Consider the following 15790-nt stretch of genomic DNA (forward strand, 5'->3'; position numbering starts at 1 on the left):
GTGCTGTCGAAGCCCATCTGGCCCATCATCTCGAAACTCGGCTTGAGCTTGCCCAGGCCTTCGAGGGTGGACTCGCCACGGATAAATTCGTCGTGATCGAGCAGCACGATGCCGTTCTGGTCAGCCACCGGGATCAGCGACTTGTTGAACGAGCCATCCTTGCTGGCGCGGGCGGCTTTCTGCTGCGAGCGCAGGGCAAAGCTGTCGACGTCAGTGCGGCTAAAGCCTTCCAGGGTGGCGATCAAATCGGCACCGATGCCCTGCGGGGTGAAATGGGTGTGCATATTGGTCGCGGGGTCCATCACCCAGGCACCGCCGTCGGAGCCCATGGGAATGCGCGACATCGACTCGACGCCACCGACTACCACCAGGTCCTCAAAACCGGAACGCACCTTCATCGCACCCATGTTCACCGCTTCCAGGCCCGAGGCGCAGAAACGGTTGAGCTGCACGCCAGACACGCTGACATCCCAATCGGCAACCATGGCCGCCGTCTTGGCGATGTCCGCGCCCTGATCACCCACTGGCGTTACGCAGCCGAGCACGATGTCATCGACCTGGCTGGTATCCAGGTTATTGCGCGCTTGCAGCGCCTTGAGCAGGCCGGCGATCAGGTCGACAGGCTTGACGCTGTACAGCGCGCCGTCCTTCTTGCCTTTGCCGCGGGGCGTGCGCACTGCATCGAAAATAAATGCTTCGGTCATGACGTCCTCAGACCTCCAATGGAGGGTGGCTGGCGGCGCATATCGATCGATTGCGCCCATTGTTGTTGAGCTGGCTACACCATACGCCCTGACTTTGCAGGCTCAATGACCGAAATGCTCAGGGCTATTGACCGCTCAGCTCAGACGAACGGTCAGGTGCTCCTGCCATGCCCGCGGATGCTGTCTAGTTCAAGGCTTCGTCACGCCCCGAAGGCCCTTCGTCATAACCTGTGGGAGCAACCCCGGCAGCTCTAGCAATCAACACGTCTATAGCCCCGGGCCGGGTGCCCCTACAGTTGATTCAGGCACTGGTATTAACAGCTGCCGGAGCTGGTGCCGCCGCCGGGTTTTGCCGGGGCGGCTTGAACCACCAACGGCGTGACGCCGCAGCCCGCAGGCAGTGACAGCGAGCAGGGAAAGCCACACCAATAACAACAAGGTCAGTCGCCATGTTCAATCAAGCCAAGATTCGCCAAGCCAGCGTGATTGTATTTGCCACCACCCTGATTCTGATTCTTCCCAACCTGACCCGTTTGGTCAGCTGACGTCCCTCGTCCTGCTGCTGAGTTCGCTGCGCTGCAGCACCTCGGCAGCAGGCTTCGCTACGCCTCTGCCCGCCCCTGAACCGCCCCTGCAACCCGGCCAGACCCTGTGCTAGGGTGACGCCATTGCTGGTTCAGGAGACCACCATGCGCTCACGACTTGCCGCCCTTGGCCTGAATACCCGCCCATTGGTGATCGGCCTGCTGGCCCTGCTGCTGGGCAGCCCCCTGCAGGCCGCCGAGCTGCTCCTCGATATAGGTGCCGAGAGCCAGCACTGGAGCAGCTCCGAGTTGCTCAAGCACCCGCAGGCGCAACAGGTCGAAATCGACCAGGACGTCAGCTACAAAGGCCCCATGAGCTACCGCGCCGTGCCACTGGCGGCGCTGCTCGAAGGCGTACAGGCCGATGAACACCTGCAACTGGTGGCCAGCGACGGTTTTGCCGCCGAACTGCCAGCCGCCCTGGTGCTCACCCCGGGCGGCAGCCAGGCCTGGCTGGCCATCGAAGACCCGAACCAGCCCTGGCCCGTTCTTGGTGTCGACAAGCCCAGCGCCGGGCCCTTCTACCTGGTCTGGCAAAACCCCGCGGCCAGCCAGATCGGCCCGGAGCAATGGCCCTTTCAGGTGGTGGCCATCCGCAAACTGGCCCCAGTCGCGCAGCGCTTCCCACAACTGCTACCGGCCGCCGAGGCCAGCGCCGCGGTGCAGGCCGGTTTGCTCCAGTACCAGAAACACTGCATGGCCTGCCACCGCCTCAACGGCGCGGGAGACTCGCAGTTCGGCCCGGACCTGAATGTGCCGCATAACCCGACGGAATATTTCAGCGGTGACTTCCTCAGCCGCTATATCCGCGACCCGCAAAGCCTGCGGCACTGGCCGCAGGGCAAGATGCCGGGGTTTTCCCTTGAGGTATTGAATGAGCGGGAGCTGGCGGAGTTGGTTGAGTATCTGGGGCATATGGTGGGGCGCAAGGCAGTGCCTTGAAGGCTGGCGCAGCCTGCCCGCGGGGAGCCGGAGACTGGTGAGCCGGATGGGTCGAGCCGCGCAGGTCGGGCCGCGTAGGTCGGGCTGCGCAGGTTAAGCAACGCGATACCCATCAAATCGCCATGGTGGAAAACGCTTCGCGGTTTTCCACCCTACGGATGTAGCGCAGCCCTACTGCTGCTGCACCAGCAGCAACGGCGACACATCCACTCGCGCGTGCATCTGCTCGCAACCGCCACCGCGGCGCATGCCGCGCACTGGGCAGGCGTCGAGGTAGTCCAGGCCCACGGCCAGTTTCAGGTGGCGTTCGGGTTTGGCCAGGCAGTTGGTCACGTCGAAGCTGTACCAGGCACCGTCCAGCCAGGCTTCGGCCCAGGCGTGGCTGGCCAGGTGGTCTGCACTGTCGGCAAACAGATAGCCGGACACATAGCGTGCCGGGATGCCCAGGCTGCGGGCGCAGGCGAGGAAGGCGTGGGTGTGGTCCTGGCAGACGCCCTTGCCGCTGGCGAAGGCTTCCGCGGCGCTGGTTTCCACCGCGGTGGTGCCGGGCTGATAGCTGATATGCGCATTGAGGGCATGCATCAGGTCGATCAGGCTGCTGCGGTCGTGGCGGCGGTTGCTCTGGCGCAGGGCGAATTCGCGCAGGGCCTCGTCGGCGCTGGTCAGGCGGGTAAAGCGCAGAAACGGCAGCGGCGACTGGCTTTCATGTTCGGCTTCGCGCTGCTCGTCGATATCCACCTGGCCGCGGGCACCGATCACGATGGATTCGTGGGGTTCGTCCAGGGTCAGCACATGGAGAATGTTGCCGTAGGGGTCGAGCTGCGCGCGCACCGGCCGCGGCAGCTTCAGCTCCCAGCTGAGTACCTGCTGGCGCTCGCTGTCGTGAGGCGTCAGGCGCAGATACTGAATGCTGTTGCGCACCTGGTCTTCATAGCGATAGACGGTGTCGTGGCTGATTGACAGTCTCATGCGACCTCCAGATAGGACGTTTGAATGGCTTGACCCAGCTGGCGCACCAGCAGGATGAAATCGGTGAGCCAGGCATGCAGGCCTTCGTCGAGTACTTCGTTGATGCTGGTGTAGCGCAGCCGTGCTTCCAGTTCGGCGGCCAGGCGCTGGGCCGGGCGGCCGTTGTCGCCGGGCAGGCTGGCGAGCATCAGGCTGAGTTCGTCCATGCAGGCACGCAGCGAGCGCGGCACATCGGCACGCAACAAGAGTAGTTCGGAGACCTTGCGCGTGCCCGGCGAGCCGCGGTAGATCTCGGCGAAGGCCTCGAAGGAAGACAGCGCGCGCAACAGTGCGGTCCACTGGTAGTAGCTGCGCGCCGGGCGGCCGTCGACTTCGTCGATATCCTCGCCGAGCATCTCGTAGCGCGCATCGAGCAGGCGCAGGGTGTTGTCGGCGCGCTCGATAAAGGTGCCCAGGCGGATAAAGCGGTAGGGATCGCCGCGCATGATGGTGCCAAAGGTGGCCCCGCGAAACAGGTGCGAGCGCTCCTTGACCCACTCGCAGAAGCTGTTGATGCCGTAGCGGCCGAAGCCCTGCTCGGAGATGCCGCGCATCTCCAGCCAGGTGGCGTTGATGTTCTCCCACATATCGGCGGTGATCCGCCCGCGCACGGCGTGAGCATTGCTGCGCGCGGCCTGCAGGCAGCAGTAGATGCTCGCCGGGTTTTGCGGATCGAGGGCGAAGAAGTGCAGCATGCGCTCGGCATGCAACGGCCCGTGCAGCGCCAGGTAGTCGTCCAGGGTGCCGGTGATCAGCAGCGGCAGGGCCAGTTCTTCCAGGCCATCACCGCGGCCATCCTGGGGCATGAGCGACAGCGAATAGCTGACTTCGAGCATGCGCGCGAGGTTCTCGGCACGCTCCAAATAACGCGACATCCAGTACAGATCAGAGGCTGTTCTTGAAAGCATGATTAATCCTCCACCACCCAGGTGTCCTTGGTTCCGCCGCCCTGCGACGAGTTGACCACCAGCGAGCCTTCGCGCAGCGCCACACGGGTCAGGCCGCCGGGGACGATGCGGGTTTCCTTGCCGGAGAGGACGAAGGGACGCAGATCGATATGGCGTGGCGCGATGCCGTTGTCGACAAAGGTCGGGCAAGTCGACAGACACAGGGTCGGCTGGGCGATATAGGCCGCCGGGTTGGCCTTGAGGCGATCACGGAAGTTCTCGATCTCGGCCTTGCTCGCCGCCGGCCCGACCAGCATGCCGTAGCCGCCGGAGCCCTGGGTTTCCTTGACCACCAGGTCGCCCAGGTTGGCCAGCACATGGGACAGATCGGCGGGTTTGCGACACTGCCAGGTCGGCACGTTCTTGAGGATAGGCTCCTCGGTCAGGTAGAAGCGGATCATCTCGTCGACGTAGGGGTAGATCGACTTGTCGTCCGCCACCCCGGTGCCGATGGCGTTGGCCAGCACCACGTTGCCGCTGCGGTAGCAGGCCAGCAGACCGGGCACGCCGAGCATGGAATCCGGGTTGAAGGCCAGGGGGTCGAGGAAGGCATCGTCAAGGCGGCGATAGATCACGTCCACCTGCTTGGCCCCGGCGGTGGTGCGCATAAACAGCTTGTCGTCGCGCACAAACAGGTCCGCGCCCTCGACCAGTTCCACACCCATTTCGCGGGAGAGGAAGGCGTGTTCGAAGTAGGCGCTGTTAAACCGCCCAGGGGTCAGCACCACCACATTGGGGTTGTCCAGCGGGCTGGAGGACTTGAGGGTGTCGAGCAGCAGATTCGGGTAGTGGTCGATGGGGGCCACGCGCTGGGCGGCGAACAGCTCGGGGAACAGGCGCATCATCATCTTGCGGTCTTCGAGCATATAGCTGACGCCGCTGGGGGTGCGCAGGTTGTCTTCGAGGACGTAGTAGCTGCCGTCGCCATCGCGCACCAGGTCGACCCCGGAGATATGGGCGTAGAGGTCGCGGTGCAGGTTGAGACCCTGCATGGCGATCTGATACCCCTCGTTGGCCAGTACCTGCTCGGCGGGGATGATCCCGGCCTTGATGATGTGCTGATCATGGTAAAGGTCGGCGAGGAACATATTCAGCGCCTGCACCCGCTGGGTGCAGCCGCGCTCGACCATGCGCCATTCGCTGATGGGGATGCTGCGCGGGATGATATCGAAGGGGATCAGCCGCTCAGTGCCCTGGTCGTCGCCGTACAGGGTGAAAGTAATACCCGCCCGGTGAAACAGCAGATCCGCCTCACGGCGACGCTGAGCCAGCAGCTCATCCGGCGTGTCCGCCAACCAGCGGGCAAAAGCTTGATAGTGCGGGCGGACTGCGCCACTCGCGTCGTACATTTCGTCATAAAAGGTGCGGGCCATGCCTTACTCCTTGTCACCCGGACATGTAGTCAGCTCTGCAAGCCCCGAGCCAGGGTCAACAAACCTTAAATATCAATGACTTGGATACTAGCCCAAGAATTAACGCACCAAATACGTGCGAGACCGTGACCAGCTAGTCGCACACGCGCCATTTTAAGGCGCGCGACGGCTGGAAGTTGCGCAGCGCCAGCGTAATTTCACTAAACCAGAGTGAATAACGCTTCTTTTCTCCAGCGCAAGACGACCATTGGCGAATGGGTGGAGCTTTATCCAGGCTAGCATCACGCCCGTATGCGGCTCGACAACCGTGCTCAGAGCCCGGCCAGCTGCAGCCAATGCCGATAGAAACCTTCGGCCGCGCGGTTCAGTTCAGCGACCTTGGCGGGCAGGTCTGCAAGCATCTGCGCCCTGCTCTGCTGGCTGGCCTGGCTATCATCCAGCAGGTGGTGCCAGTCGCCCAGCCATTCGCGCACCAGGGCCTCGGTCATTTCCGGGTGGCCCTGTAGGGCCAGCACTTTGTCGCCCCAGGCAAAGGCCTGATTGCTGCACCAGGGGCTGCTGAGCAACGGCTGCGCACCGGCCGGAATGGCGAAACTGTCGCCATGCCATTGGAACATCGGGAACTCGGCGGGCAGATGGGCCAGCCAGGGGCTGTTGGCGGCCCCTGGCTGGCGGCTGAGGGTCTGCCAGCCACTCTCGGTATAAGGCATACGCGTGACTTCGGCCCCGAGAGCCTTGGCCAGCAGCTGGCCGCCCAGGCAGTGGCCGATCAGCGGGATCTCGCGGCGGATCAACTGCTGCAGCGCCGCCACTTCGGTCTGCAGCCAGGGCAACGGATCGTTGACGCTCATCGGCCCGCCCATAATGGCTACGGCCTTGGGCCGCTCCAGATCGATGCCGTCCAGCTCACCCAGATCGGCGCGCAGCACCCTGAACGAGCAGCCAGCCTGCTCCAGTACCTGGCCCAGATGGCCCGGCGGGCAGTAATCGATATGGGTAAAAATCAGAACATCGCTCATGGCTACAGGCCTGTCGTTCTCAACGCTATTGGATCGCGCATGGGCCGGGCAGTCTGCAGGAAAGCAGGAATTGGGTCGAGGGACGGTACGGCAGATGAAACATCGGCCAGCAAGGCTGGCCGATGGGTGTGTGGGTCTGTTGTCGTTTCATGCGCGGCTGGCGATAAAACGGCATCAGACCCTAGGTTCAGGGCTGCAGGTTCTTCACCTCCTGCGTAACGCCCCAACCGTCCAGTTTGCCGCCAAGCGGTGCAACCACGGACTCCAAATCATGCTCGAAGTCACCAATGCCGTGGTAGGTGGCAAACATCACCTTACTGACTTGCAGGTGCCATACACCGTCATCACGCTCGGTCACCAGGGCGTGTAAAGATTCACCACGAAATTTGCGGGTCGCCATGCGGGCCCGCTCCTCGTCAGGGAAAATGGCGTAGAACTCGATGGGATGGAAGCTGGCAAAGTCGAAGCCACCCTCCTTCATCCGCCGTAAAACCCCGTTACTGACATCATCGTGCAAGGCTGTGCTCATGAAGTGACCTCCTCAGGCGATGGATTAACTACTTTCCCATTGCAACCGCCAGAAACCGGCGGTGTCGCGGCACAAGTCGCTGAGCCGCCCGAGATTCAAGCAAGGAGCTGCTTGATGTGTCATAAGCCAGTCCTGAAACCAGGGCTGGTCGACGCCGGGCTGTTCAGGGCGAACAGATCGGACGCGTCACTTGCAGACTAGCCCTATCCAGAGCACTTTGCCCAGCAAAACTTGCTGGATCAGCCCGGCATCAGTCGCGGCTAAGCCCGCGCATGATCAAGCGGCTGACCCAGGCCGGGGTCAGCTGCCCCGCCCAGTACATCAGCTTGAACTGCAGGCTGACCGGACGATGCACCGCACCGCTGTGGGCCTGTTGCCAGGCCGCCTCGGCAATGTCGGCGGCCTGCAGCTTGACCCCCAGGCGCTGCAGCACCGGGGCCTGGAACTGCTGGTTATTGAGCATGGGCGTGCTGACAAAAGGCGGCATCAGGTCGCCGACCCGGATGCCGTGGCGCGCCCATTCCAGGTCCAGCGCCTCGGTCAGCCCACGCACGGCGAACTTCGAGGCCGAATAGCTGGCCAGGTGCGGCACGCCATAGACGCCCGAGGCCGAGCCCATATTGATCACCTGGGCACCAGGTGTGACGCGCAGGTAGGGAAAGGCGGCGTGGGTCATCTGCAGCAGCCCGAGCACGTTGATCTGCAGAATGCGCGCATGCTCGGCCACCTCGATTTCCTCGAAATGGCCGCAGCGCAGAATCCCGGCGCAGTTGAACAACAGGCGCATCTGGCCGCCATGCAGGGCGCAGAAATCCGCCAGGGCAACCTTGACGGCCGCCGGGTCGGTCACATCCAGCTCGGCGTGCCAGACATTGCCCAGCTCGGCCGCCAGTGTCGCCAGGGCCTGATGATCGATATCCAGCAGGCCCACCTGCCAGCCCTGACGGTGGAACAGACGCGCAGTCGCCGCGCCAATCCCCGAGGCCGCGCCGGTGATCAGGATATTGTTCATTCAGCAGCCTCGCTGGCGCAGAAAGCTCACCACTTCGGCCAGGGCAAAATCCGCCGCCTTGAGCATGCCGGCGTGGGCCTGGAACACATGCCACAAGCCCGGATAACGCTGCAGCCGCACATCCACACCCGCAGCCTGGGCCTTGTCGGCAAAACGCAGGCTGTCGTTGCGCAGAATTTCGTCTTCGCCCACCTGGATCAGCAGCGGAGCCAGGCCGTGCAGATCGGCAAACTGCGGCGACAGGCCGGGGTCGTCATGGGCCAGCCCGGCCGGGCAATACAGCGCCAGGGCCTGTTCCACCCATTTGCGGTGGATCAGCGGATCGCCCGCCGGCGGTTCGTGCAGCTGCGTGCCGGTAAAGTCGGTGACCGGCGAGAAACACACCAACGCCGCCGGTTGCGCCTGGCCCAGGTCGCGCAGGTGCAGGCTGGTGATCAGGCTCAGATTGCCGCCGGCCGAATCACCGCCGATCACGATCTGCTCAGGCCGGTAGCCAAATTCGATCAGCGCCTGGAACGCCGCCACGGCGTCCTCGCGGGCGGCCGGGTACTGATGCTCCGGAGCCAAGCGGTAATCCAAGGCGCATACGTCCATCTGCCCGCGCTTGGCCAGGTGGGAGCAGATCGCCCGGTGGGTATTCGGCCCGCCGATCAGGTAGGCCCCGCCATGCAGATAAAGCAGCACCGTGCCGCGGCCACTCTGCGGCTTATGCCACTCGCAGGGTCGCCCGGCCAGGGTGCCGGTGCTGCGCGTAATGCCACGGGGAGCCGGGCTGACCGCCGTCAGCAGCCGCAGCACCGCGCGCTGCCCGGCAATCGGCATGGGCGGGCGCACCAGGCCGCGAAACAGCAGGCGCAGACTGCCGCGCAGCATTGTGCGCAGCAGCGCCTGCTCGACGGCTGGCGGGGTAAATTCAGCGGGTGCATTCATAGTCGTTTAACTCCGGCGCGCGGGTCAGGTGGCGATAAGCAAAGGTATAGCCCGGCCAGTTATTGGTACTTTTACCGGTGGCGGTCTTGTACCAGCTGGTACAGCCCTGCTCCCATATCGTTCGATGTGAATGGGCCTGAACCCACTGGTTATAGCCCTGCTGCACCGAGGCTTTGACATCCAGATAGCGTAGGCCCTGATCACGCAGCATATCGATGCAGCCCAGCACATAGCGGAACTGGCTCTCGAGCATATAAATGATCGAGTTATGCCCCAGGTTGGTATTGGGCCCGTAGAGAATAAACAGATTGGGAAAGCCACTGACGCTGATGCCCTTGTAGGCCTCTGCGCCATCGCGCCAGGCCTGGTTCAGCTCCAGCCCGCCGAGCCCGCGAATCTGCATGGGGGCAAGAAACTCCGTGGCGGCAAAGCCTGTGCCGTAGATCAATACGTCGCAGGGGTGTTCCTGGCCGTCGGCGGTTACCAGCGAGTGCTCCCGAACCTGGCTGATCGCCTCGCCGACCACCTGCACATTGGCCTGGGCCAGCGCCGGTAAATAGTCATTGCTGATCAGGATGCGCTTGCAGCCCATGGGGTAATCCGGCTGCAGCTGCGCACGCAACTGCGGATCGCGGATGTGCCGGCGCAGATGACGCTCGAAGCTCAAACGCATCGGCTTCATCAGCCAGGGCATGCTGATAAAGGCCAGCCCGCGGGCTTCATGCTGGATGTACTTGAGCATACGGTCGATGCGCTGCAGCCAGGGCAGGCGACGCATCACGGCCAGCTCCCAGGCGCGATAGGCACGGTCCGGCTTGCTCAGCACGTAAGCGGCCGAGCGCTGGAACAGCTTCAACTCGGCCACCTGAGGCTGGATCTGCGGCACAAACTGAATCGCCGAGGCACCGGTGCCGATTACCGCCACGTGCTTGCCCGTCAGATCCAGATCATGCCGCCAGCGCGCCGAGTGGAAAGCCTCTCCCTGAAACTGCTTGATACCGGGCAAGCTTGGGTAGGCCGGCCGATTGAGTTGCCCGCAAGCGCTGATCAGCAACGCAGCGCTCAGCTCCTCGCCGTTGCCCAGCGTCACCCGCCAGAGCGCGGCGGCCTGATCGAAGCTCGCCGACAGCACCTCGGCATTGCAGCGAATACGCGGGCGCAGAAAATACTTGGCCACGCAGTGCTGCATATAGGCGTGAATTTCCGCCTGGGGGGCAAACTTGCGGCTCCAGTCGGTCTTCGGCTCGAAGGAAAACGAATAAAGGTGCGAAGGCACATCGCAGGCCGCCCCCGGGTAACTGTTGTCACGCCAGGTGCCACCGATATCGGCGGCCTTCTCCAGAATAAGGAAGTCCTCGATACCAGCCTGCTGCAAGCGAATGGCCATGCCCAGGCCGGCAAAACCGCTGCCGATAATCAACACGCGCAAGGGTGCTGCCGAGCGGGAACTGTTATGCATTGTTATCTTCCCCAACCGCATCTGTTTGACAGCACAGGATGCTACTTGCCTGGGTAGACAAAAGTTATGGCATAGCCGGACAACAGATTGTGACTTTCGGACAGAACGTCTGATCGCGGCAGGCCGAAGCCATGCCAGGTACAGCCAAAGCCGGGACGCGGGATATCCCGAGGACGCGGGTCAGAAATAGCGCAGTGCGCCGCTCATCCCCGCGCCGTAACGGCTACCAGAACTTCCACCAGCGCTTGGGCCGCGTCACGCGGTTGCCGGTGTAGGCCTTCTGGGAAAACTTGGGAAACTCGCCAAACACTTCGGGCAACCGGTAGTTGTCCAGGCTGTAGCCGTTGTCCAGCGCCTCCTGGTAATAGCGATCGAAGAGGCTCTGCAGGTCCTTACGCGGATGCGCCATAACCTGGCCATCGAACCAGTGCTTGCGCCCTTCCCCGGCCAGACGCGGCACCGAAAGAGCGTGAGAGAACTGCGTGCCCATATCCGAATAGTGGAGAATCTTGATCTGCTCGATTGGGCTGTTCTCGCCGTCGATATTGTTGTACTCGGTATCGAACGGCTGAATCACGCCGGTATTGACCTTGTAGTACTTCTTGAGTTGCTGGTGGACCTCCGGCCGGCTCTTGATCTCCTCGATCGCCGGCAGGTGTTTTTCAGCCGCCGCGCAGTCCCACATCGACACGCAGAACCGCCAGGACTCCTGACCACCCTTGGCCATGACCACCTTGCCGGGCTCGAAGGGCAGTTGCCAAAGCTCGGCCAGGTCGCACAGGACGATCACGTCCGTGTCCATATAGATAGCCTTGCCCTGGTAGCCGCAGTAAGCCGGAATGCCCCAGCGGAAACCCGAGAACGGCGTGGCCCAGGCCTCAGTGCGCCAGCCCTGCTGCTGCGCCGGGTTGGAATACCAGAAACTTTGCGGGTCGCGGGAAAGCTGCATCCAGTGGATCTCGACCGGCATGGAGCAGTGTTTGCGGATGCTGTAGTCCAGCACCATCATCTGCTCCAAATCACAGTCGTTGGGGTCGCAGCCAACGAATACCTTGATTACTTCCTGCATACCCTGGGGTTCCTCTGCCACTGCCTGGCTCCGCTAAAAACTGATGCGCACCAGCCTAGGGAGCCGAACGCAAATTTCGGCGTACGCTAATGCTTTGCCGCCGGCAGATCAAGCAGGCAGCCGCCTCGGCGGCCTTCGCGTAGCGGCCCGGAGCTGTGGCATAGTCGACCACTTCATTGTGACTTTCGGACAGACGCATGCCCCGCCCTGCCCCCAGCGCCGCCAGACGCAGCATCACCAGCGCGCAACTACTCACCCAGCTGGGCCTGGAGCTTGGCCTGAGCCTGGAAACCTGCCTACGGGGCTGCGACCTGACGCCGTTGCAGCTGGCCGAGCCCTTGGGTGAAATCGCCCCGCAGCAGGAACTGCAGCTGATCGCCAACCTGGTCGCGGCTTTGCCCGGCGTGCCGGACCTGGGCCTGCAGGCCGGCCTGCGCTACCGGCTGATCACCTATGGCATCTGGGGTTATGCGCTGCTTAGCAGCCAGAACTTCCGCCAGGCCGCCGAGCTGGGGCTGCGCTACCTCGACCTGACCTACGCCTTTACCCATATCCGCCTGAGCGAAGAGCACGATTACGCCCACCTGCATTTCGACGACGCGCACCTGCCGCCAGAGCTGCGGGACTTTCTGGTGCTGCGCGATGCGGTGGCGGTGATGGTGATCCAGCGCGAGCTGACCGGCAGCGTCCTGCCCCTGAGCCGCGTGCAATTGCGCATGAACGCGCCCCGCCAGCTTGCGGCCTTTACCGAACAGTTTGGCCTGCTGCCAGAATTTGCCAGCAGGGAAAACCGCATCAGCTTTGCCCAGCACTGGCTCGATGCACCGCTGCCCCACGCCAACGCCCCGATGACCAGGCTGTGCGAACAACAATGCCAGGCCCTGCTGGCGCAACGTCAGGTCCGCAGCGGGCTGGCCGGCCAGGTACGCGATCGCCTGCTCAGCACTCCGGGCCGCCTGGCCGATATGGAACAGGTCGCCAGTGAGCTGCAGCTGAGTAGCCGCACCCTGCGCCGCCGCCTGGAACAACAGGGCAGCAGCTTTCGCCAGCTGCAGGAAGAAGTGCGCCAGGCCCTGGCCGAAGAGCTGCTGGCCACAGGCGGCCTGAGCCAGGAGGAAATCGCCGAACGCCTCGGTTACAGCGAAGTGTCGAACTTCGTGCATGCCTTCCGGCGCTGGAAAGGACTGCCCCCAGGTCAGTACCGTCGCAGCCTGCGTTGAACGCGGCCAGCGCTGGCCGGCAGCAGCAAGAGGTAGGGTGCGCCGTGCGCACCGCCCAAGCAGCGCTAGCCCCTAGTGCACACTCAAACAGCGGGCTTTGGATTAAAGCCTTAACTATCAGGAGAGATTTGTTTGAAAGTCAGTTCGGCGCTGACAAGCTCCCCGGCGGCGGTTATCGTCCTGCCATGAACCTGTCCCCCGCCCCCATACTGCTCGACTACCAACCGCCCTGGCAGTGGCAACAGTTCCATGCTCATTTCGCCCTGCGCGCCCTGGCTGGAGTCGAATGCCTGCAGCCCGGCGGCTATACACGCAGCGTGCTGCTCGATGGCCGGCGCGGCTGGTTCCGCGTGCAAGCACTGGATAATCAACACGCGCTAAAGCTGCAGTACAGCGCAACGCTTGAACCTTGCCTGCCGGCGCTGATTGTCCGGGTCCGCAAGATGTTCGACCTCGATTGCCAGCCGCAGCAGATAGCCGCGCACCTTGCCGCCGACCCGCAACTCGCTGCGCTGGTCGCCCGCAACCCCGGCCTGCGCCTGCCCACCGCCTTCGAGCCGTTCGAGCAGGCGGTGCGCGCCATCGTCGGCCAGCAGGTCACGGTCAAGGCCGCGGTGACTATCACTGGCCGCCTGGTCACACGTCTGGGCGAGCCACTACAGTTTGCCGATGCTGCAGAGATTCAATGGCTGTTCCCCAGCGCGGCCGCCATCGCCGAAGCTAATCTGGAGAACATCGGCATGCCCGGCAAGCGTGTGCAGACCCTGCAGCATTTCGCCGCCCAGGTGGCCAGCGGCACGCTGCAACTGGATCTGCGCGACGGTTGCGCGGCCTTGCTCGAACGCCTCTGCGCCCTACCCGGCATCGGCCCCTGGACTGCGGAATATATCGCCCTGCGCGCCTTCGGCGAGGCCGACGCCTTCCCCGCCAGCGACCTGGGCCTGCTCAAGGCACCGCTCTGGGGGCCGGCTGGTATCGACGCCAAACAGCTCAAGGCCCGCGCTGAAGCCTGGCGACCCTGGCGCGCCTACGCGGCAGCGCACCTGTGGCACAACTACTCGGAGGGCTGAACCGATGTTCTACCGCTACCACGACAGTCCTATCGGCCGCCTGCTGCTAAGCGGCGATACCTGCGGCCTGCAGCAAGTGCTGATGGATATTGACGACAAGCCCTGGCTAATCGTCGAGCAGTGGCGCAGTGCTGGCGATGAGCTGGATGAGGTGTGCAGGCAATTGGATGAGTATTTCGCCGGACGCCGGCAGCGCTTCGAGCTCGCCCTGGCACCGCAGGGCACAGCCTTTCAGCACGCCGTGTGGCAGGCCCTGCTGCAAATTCCATTCGGCCAGACCAGCAGCTACAGCGCCCTGGCCGCCGAGATAGAGCGACCCAAAGCGGTGCGCGCGGTCGGCGCAGCCAATGGGGCCAACCCGATCGCCATCATTATTCCCTGCCACCGGGTCATCGGCCGCGATGGCAGCCTCACCGGCTATGCCGGCGGCCTGACGCGCAAGGCCCTGTTGCTCAAACTGGAAGGTGCGCAGCTGCCGGAGCAGAAGCTGCTGGGGTTCTAAAAGTCAGGGGGGAGGAATCCGCGCCAACACCCTGGCCGGGGCACTGAGTGGTAGAGCGAGGATCAGACCTTCACCCGAGGCGGGATAAATTCGGCTCAGGGCGGTGATATTGACCTGGTGCGACACCAGTACCAGCGGCGCGCCGCGGGCCAGGCGGTTGACCGCTTCGAGCAGTTGCCGGGTCTGCTCGCCGGCCCGCGCCTGTGTCACGAAAAAGGAATCCAGCGCAGGCAAGGGCTCGACGGCAGCCAGGCCCATCTCCTGTGCGGTGTCCAGAGCCCGACACCAGCGACTGCTGAGTATTCGGGGGCGCTCGATACGCTGGCTGCGCAACAGCTGACCCCAGCGCTGCGCCTGCTCACGGCCGATCTGATTGAGATTGCGCTGGGTGCGGCAGTCACCCAGCTGGAAATTCGCCGGATCACCCGTGCCGGGCGCTGTGGCATGGCGCAACAGCAGAACGGCGCGGCCTTCACGCAGCGCCGTCCAGACTTGCTCATCGCGGGCCTGGACCGCGCCGCTCAGCAGGCACAGCGCCAAAAACCACGCGCCGGCCCGACCCGCCACATGGTTAGAACTTGACCGTGCCACGCGGCCCCATCAATGCCCAAATGATCAGGCCAATCACCGGCAGCAATACGATCAGCAATATCCACAACACCTTGATGCCTGTTTCGGCGTTGCTTTTGATGACGCTGAGAATCGCCCAGATATCCAGGGCCAGAATGATCAAGCCCAGTAAACCGTTAAACGTAGAACCCATGTTGACTCTCCTGAGTGTGGGGTGCGCGGATAGGATAGACGCTGGCGCTCAGAGTTCAGTCAGACCGTGCTGGCGCACCTAGTAAGGCGTAGCGGCGGTTAAGCAGTCATCCAGCCCGGCAATGCTTGCGACCAGCGCATCATCGGCGGGTTCGGCGAGCGGCAACTGAGCGCTGTCGAATAGACGCAACAGAGTAACCCGCGGCTGCTCGCCGGTGTCGAACCAATGCAGGGTGGCGGCCGGCAGTAGCACCAGGTCGTTCTTCTCGCACAGCAGAGCATAGACATAGTCGTCGATATGCAGGCAAAGCAGACCGCGCCCCGCCAGGCAGTAATGCAGATGTGCCACACCGTAGCGCTGCGCCGTGGGCAGGCTGGTACGCGGGCCGTGCTGATAACGTGGCTCGGTACGCTGGCTGAGCACATCGAAACTGGCGAACCCCTGCTCGCTCATCAGTTGGTCAAGCTGGCCGCGACAGGCCGCGATCACCTCCTCCACAGCACTGCCGGCCTGCACAGGCACCGCGACCGGCAGCTGGGTGAACTGCACACCGACCGCGGCCAGGGTACTGGCGATGTCTTCGGCCTGGTTCAGCAGCTTGTTCGGCGCTTCGGGTGAGGACTGGTGGTAGACGGTCAGGCTGCTCATGGTCGGGTTCT

Annotated in this window: 16 protein-coding genes and 1 pseudogene; 4 read left to right on the forward strand and 13 right to left on the reverse strand. The window is 63.5% G+C overall.

Annotated elements, in window-relative coordinates:
- Positions 1-704: pseudogene (locus tag VMP31_RS11695) on the reverse strand (acetyl-CoA C-acyltransferase); the annotation flags it as partial.
- A 689-nt stretch (positions 705-1393) separates the two neighbouring features.
- Between VMP31_RS11695 and VMP31_RS11700 the strand changes: the two are divergent.
- On the forward strand, positions 1394-2230 hold the full coding sequence (locus VMP31_RS11700) for a cytochrome c (RefSeq protein ID WP_325507267.1): 837 nt from the start codon (positions 1394-1396) through the stop codon (positions 2228-2230).
- Positions 2231-2401: 171 nt separating this feature from the next.
- On the opposite strand, the gene VMP31_RS11705 is transcribed toward VMP31_RS11700, so the two are convergent.
- The 9 genes from VMP31_RS11705 to VMP31_RS11745 form a co-directional block, all read right to left on the reverse strand.
- On the reverse strand, positions 2402-3199 hold the full coding sequence (locus tag VMP31_RS11705; RefSeq protein WP_325507269.1) for a transglutaminase family protein: 798 nt from the start codon (positions 3197-3199) through the stop codon (positions 2402-2404).
- The gene (locus tag VMP31_RS11710) at positions 3196-4146 is read right to left on the reverse strand and encodes an alpha-E domain-containing protein (RefSeq protein WP_325507271.1); all 951 of its coding nucleotides are present in this window, start codon (positions 4144-4146) and stop codon (positions 3196-3198) included. The genes VMP31_RS11705 and VMP31_RS11710 overlap by 4 nt, the downstream gene beginning before the upstream one ends.
- Before the next feature lie 2 nt (positions 4147-4148).
- Positions 4149-5558: a circularly permuted type 2 ATP-grasp protein gene (locus VMP31_RS11715; RefSeq protein WP_325507273.1), complete on the reverse strand. Its 1410-nt coding sequence runs from the start codon at positions 5556-5558 to the stop codon at positions 4149-4151.
- Positions 5559-5869: 311 nt separating this feature from the next.
- Positions 5870-6577 carry a type 1 glutamine amidotransferase gene (locus VMP31_RS11720; protein ID WP_325507275.1) on the reverse strand — a complete coding sequence of 236 codons (708 nt, stop codon included), beginning with the start codon at positions 6575-6577 and terminating at the stop codon, positions 5870-5872.
- Positions 6578-6764: 187 nt separating this feature from the next.
- Positions 6765-7106: a ribonuclease E inhibitor RraB gene (locus VMP31_RS11725; protein ID WP_325507277.1), complete on the reverse strand. Its 342-nt coding sequence runs from the start codon at positions 7104-7106 to the stop codon at positions 6765-6767.
- A gap of 250 nt (positions 7107-7356) precedes the next feature.
- Positions 7357-8118, reverse strand: coding sequence for an SDR family oxidoreductase (locus tag VMP31_RS11730; protein WP_325507279.1), 762 nt, complete (start codon positions 8116-8118; stop codon positions 7357-7359).
- Positions 8119-9048, reverse strand: coding sequence for an alpha/beta hydrolase (locus VMP31_RS11735; RefSeq protein ID WP_325507281.1), 930 nt, complete (start codon positions 9046-9048; stop codon positions 8119-8121).
- Positions 9032-10507, reverse strand: a complete 1476-nt coding sequence (locus VMP31_RS11740) for an NAD(P)/FAD-dependent oxidoreductase (RefSeq protein ID WP_325507283.1) — start codon at positions 10505-10507, stop codon at positions 9032-9034. Before VMP31_RS11740 ends, VMP31_RS11735 begins: the two co-directional genes overlap by 17 nt.
- Positions 10508-10730: 223 nt before the next feature.
- The gene (locus VMP31_RS11745) at positions 10731-11576 is read right to left on the reverse strand and encodes a glycosyltransferase (protein WP_325507285.1); all 846 of its coding nucleotides are present in this window, start codon (positions 11574-11576) and stop codon (positions 10731-10733) included.
- A 197-nt stretch (positions 11577-11773) separates the two neighbouring features.
- Between VMP31_RS11745 and VMP31_RS11750 the strand changes: the two genes are divergently transcribed.
- The 3 genes from VMP31_RS11750 (at position 11774) to VMP31_RS11760 (ending at position 14368) form a co-directional block, all read left to right on the forward strand.
- Positions 11774-12796, forward strand: a complete 1023-nt coding sequence (locus tag VMP31_RS11750) for an AraC family transcriptional regulator (protein ID WP_414705455.1) — start codon at positions 11774-11776, stop codon at positions 12794-12796.
- Between the two features lie 185 nt (positions 12797-12981).
- A complete protein-coding gene (locus tag VMP31_RS11755) occupies positions 12982-13866 on the forward strand; it encodes a DNA-3-methyladenine glycosylase (protein ID WP_325507287.1) in 885 nt (294 codons plus the stop codon).
- Positions 13867-13870: 4 nt separating this feature from the next.
- Positions 13871-14368 (forward strand): methylated-DNA--[protein]-cysteine S-methyltransferase, encoded by a 498-nt coding sequence (locus VMP31_RS11760; protein ID WP_325507289.1) that lies wholly within the window; start codon positions 13871-13873, stop codon positions 14366-14368.
- Positions 14369-14371: 3 nt separating this feature from the next.
- Here VMP31_RS11760 and VMP31_RS11765 read toward each other — a convergent pair whose 3' ends face one another.
- From VMP31_RS11765 to VMP31_RS11775, 3 genes are all read right to left on the reverse strand, one after another.
- Positions 14372-14908, reverse strand: coding sequence for a histidine phosphatase family protein (locus tag VMP31_RS11765; protein WP_325507291.1), 537 nt, complete (start codon positions 14906-14908; stop codon positions 14372-14374).
- Between the two features lie 31 nt (positions 14909-14939).
- Positions 14940-15131, reverse strand: a complete 192-nt coding sequence (locus VMP31_RS11770; protein ID WP_325507293.1) for a PLDc N-terminal domain-containing protein — start codon at positions 15129-15131, stop codon at positions 14940-14942.
- Between the two features lie 78 nt (positions 15132-15209).
- Complete coding sequence (locus tag VMP31_RS11775; RefSeq protein WP_325507295.1) at positions 15210-15779, reverse strand: acireductone dioxygenase; 570 nt, start codon at positions 15777-15779, stop codon at positions 15210-15212.
- Positions 15780-15790: the final 11 nt, after the last annotated feature.

Source organism: Pseudomonas sp., assembly GCF_035512415.1.
Taxonomy (GTDB): Bacteria; Pseudomonadota; Gammaproteobacteria; order Pseudomonadales; family Pseudomonadaceae; genus Aquipseudomonas.

Bases quoted from the DNA above. Each gene is read 5' to 3' on its own strand.
- VMP31_RS11700 (WP_325507267.1), top strand. From the start codon at position 1,394: ATGCGCTCACGACTTGCCGCCCTTGGCCTGAATACCCGCCCATTGGTG.
- VMP31_RS11705 (WP_325507269.1), bottom strand. From the start codon at position 3,199: ATGAGACTGTCAATCAGCCACGACACCGTCTATCGCTATGAAGACCAG.
- VMP31_RS11710 (WP_325507271.1), bottom strand. From the start codon at position 4,146: ATGCTTTCAAGAACAGCCTCTGATCTGTACTGGATGTCGCGTTATTTG.
- VMP31_RS11715 (WP_325507273.1), bottom strand. From the start codon at position 5,558: ATGGCCCGCACCTTTTATGACGAAATGTACGACGCGAGTGGCGCAGTC.
- VMP31_RS11720 (WP_325507275.1), bottom strand. From the start codon at position 6,577: ATGAGCGATGTTCTGATTTTTACCCATATCGATTACTGCCCGCCGGGC.
- VMP31_RS11725 (WP_325507277.1), bottom strand. From the start codon at position 7,106: ATGAGCACAGCCTTGCACGATGATGTCAGTAACGGGGTTTTACGGCGG.
- VMP31_RS11730 (WP_325507279.1), bottom strand. From the start codon at position 8,118: ATGAACAATATCCTGATCACCGGCGCGGCCTCGGGGATTGGCGCGGCG.
- VMP31_RS11735 (WP_325507281.1), bottom strand. From the start codon at position 9,048: ATGAATGCACCCGCTGAATTTACCCCGCCAGCCGTCGAGCAGGCGCTG.
- VMP31_RS11740 (WP_325507283.1), bottom strand. From the start codon at position 10,507: ATGCATAACAGTTCCCGCTCGGCAGCACCCTTGCGCGTGTTGATTATC.
- VMP31_RS11745 (WP_325507285.1), bottom strand. From the start codon at position 11,576: ATGCAGGAAGTAATCAAGGTATTCGTTGGCTGCGACCCCAACGACTGT.
- VMP31_RS11750 (WP_414705455.1), top strand. From the start codon at position 11,774: ATGCCCCGCCCTGCCCCCAGCGCCGCCAGACGCAGCATCACCAGCGCG.
- VMP31_RS11755 (WP_325507287.1), top strand. From the start codon at position 12,982: ATGAACCTGTCCCCCGCCCCCATACTGCTCGACTACCAACCGCCCTGG.
- VMP31_RS11760 (WP_325507289.1), top strand. From the start codon at position 13,871: ATGTTCTACCGCTACCACGACAGTCCTATCGGCCGCCTGCTGCTAAGC.
- VMP31_RS11770 (WP_325507293.1), bottom strand. From the start codon at position 15,131: ATGGGTTCTACGTTTAACGGTTTACTGGGCTTGATCATTCTGGCCCTG.
- VMP31_RS11775 (WP_325507295.1), bottom strand. From the start codon at position 15,779: ATGAGCAGCCTGACCGTCTACCACCAGTCCTCACCCGAAGCGCCGAAC.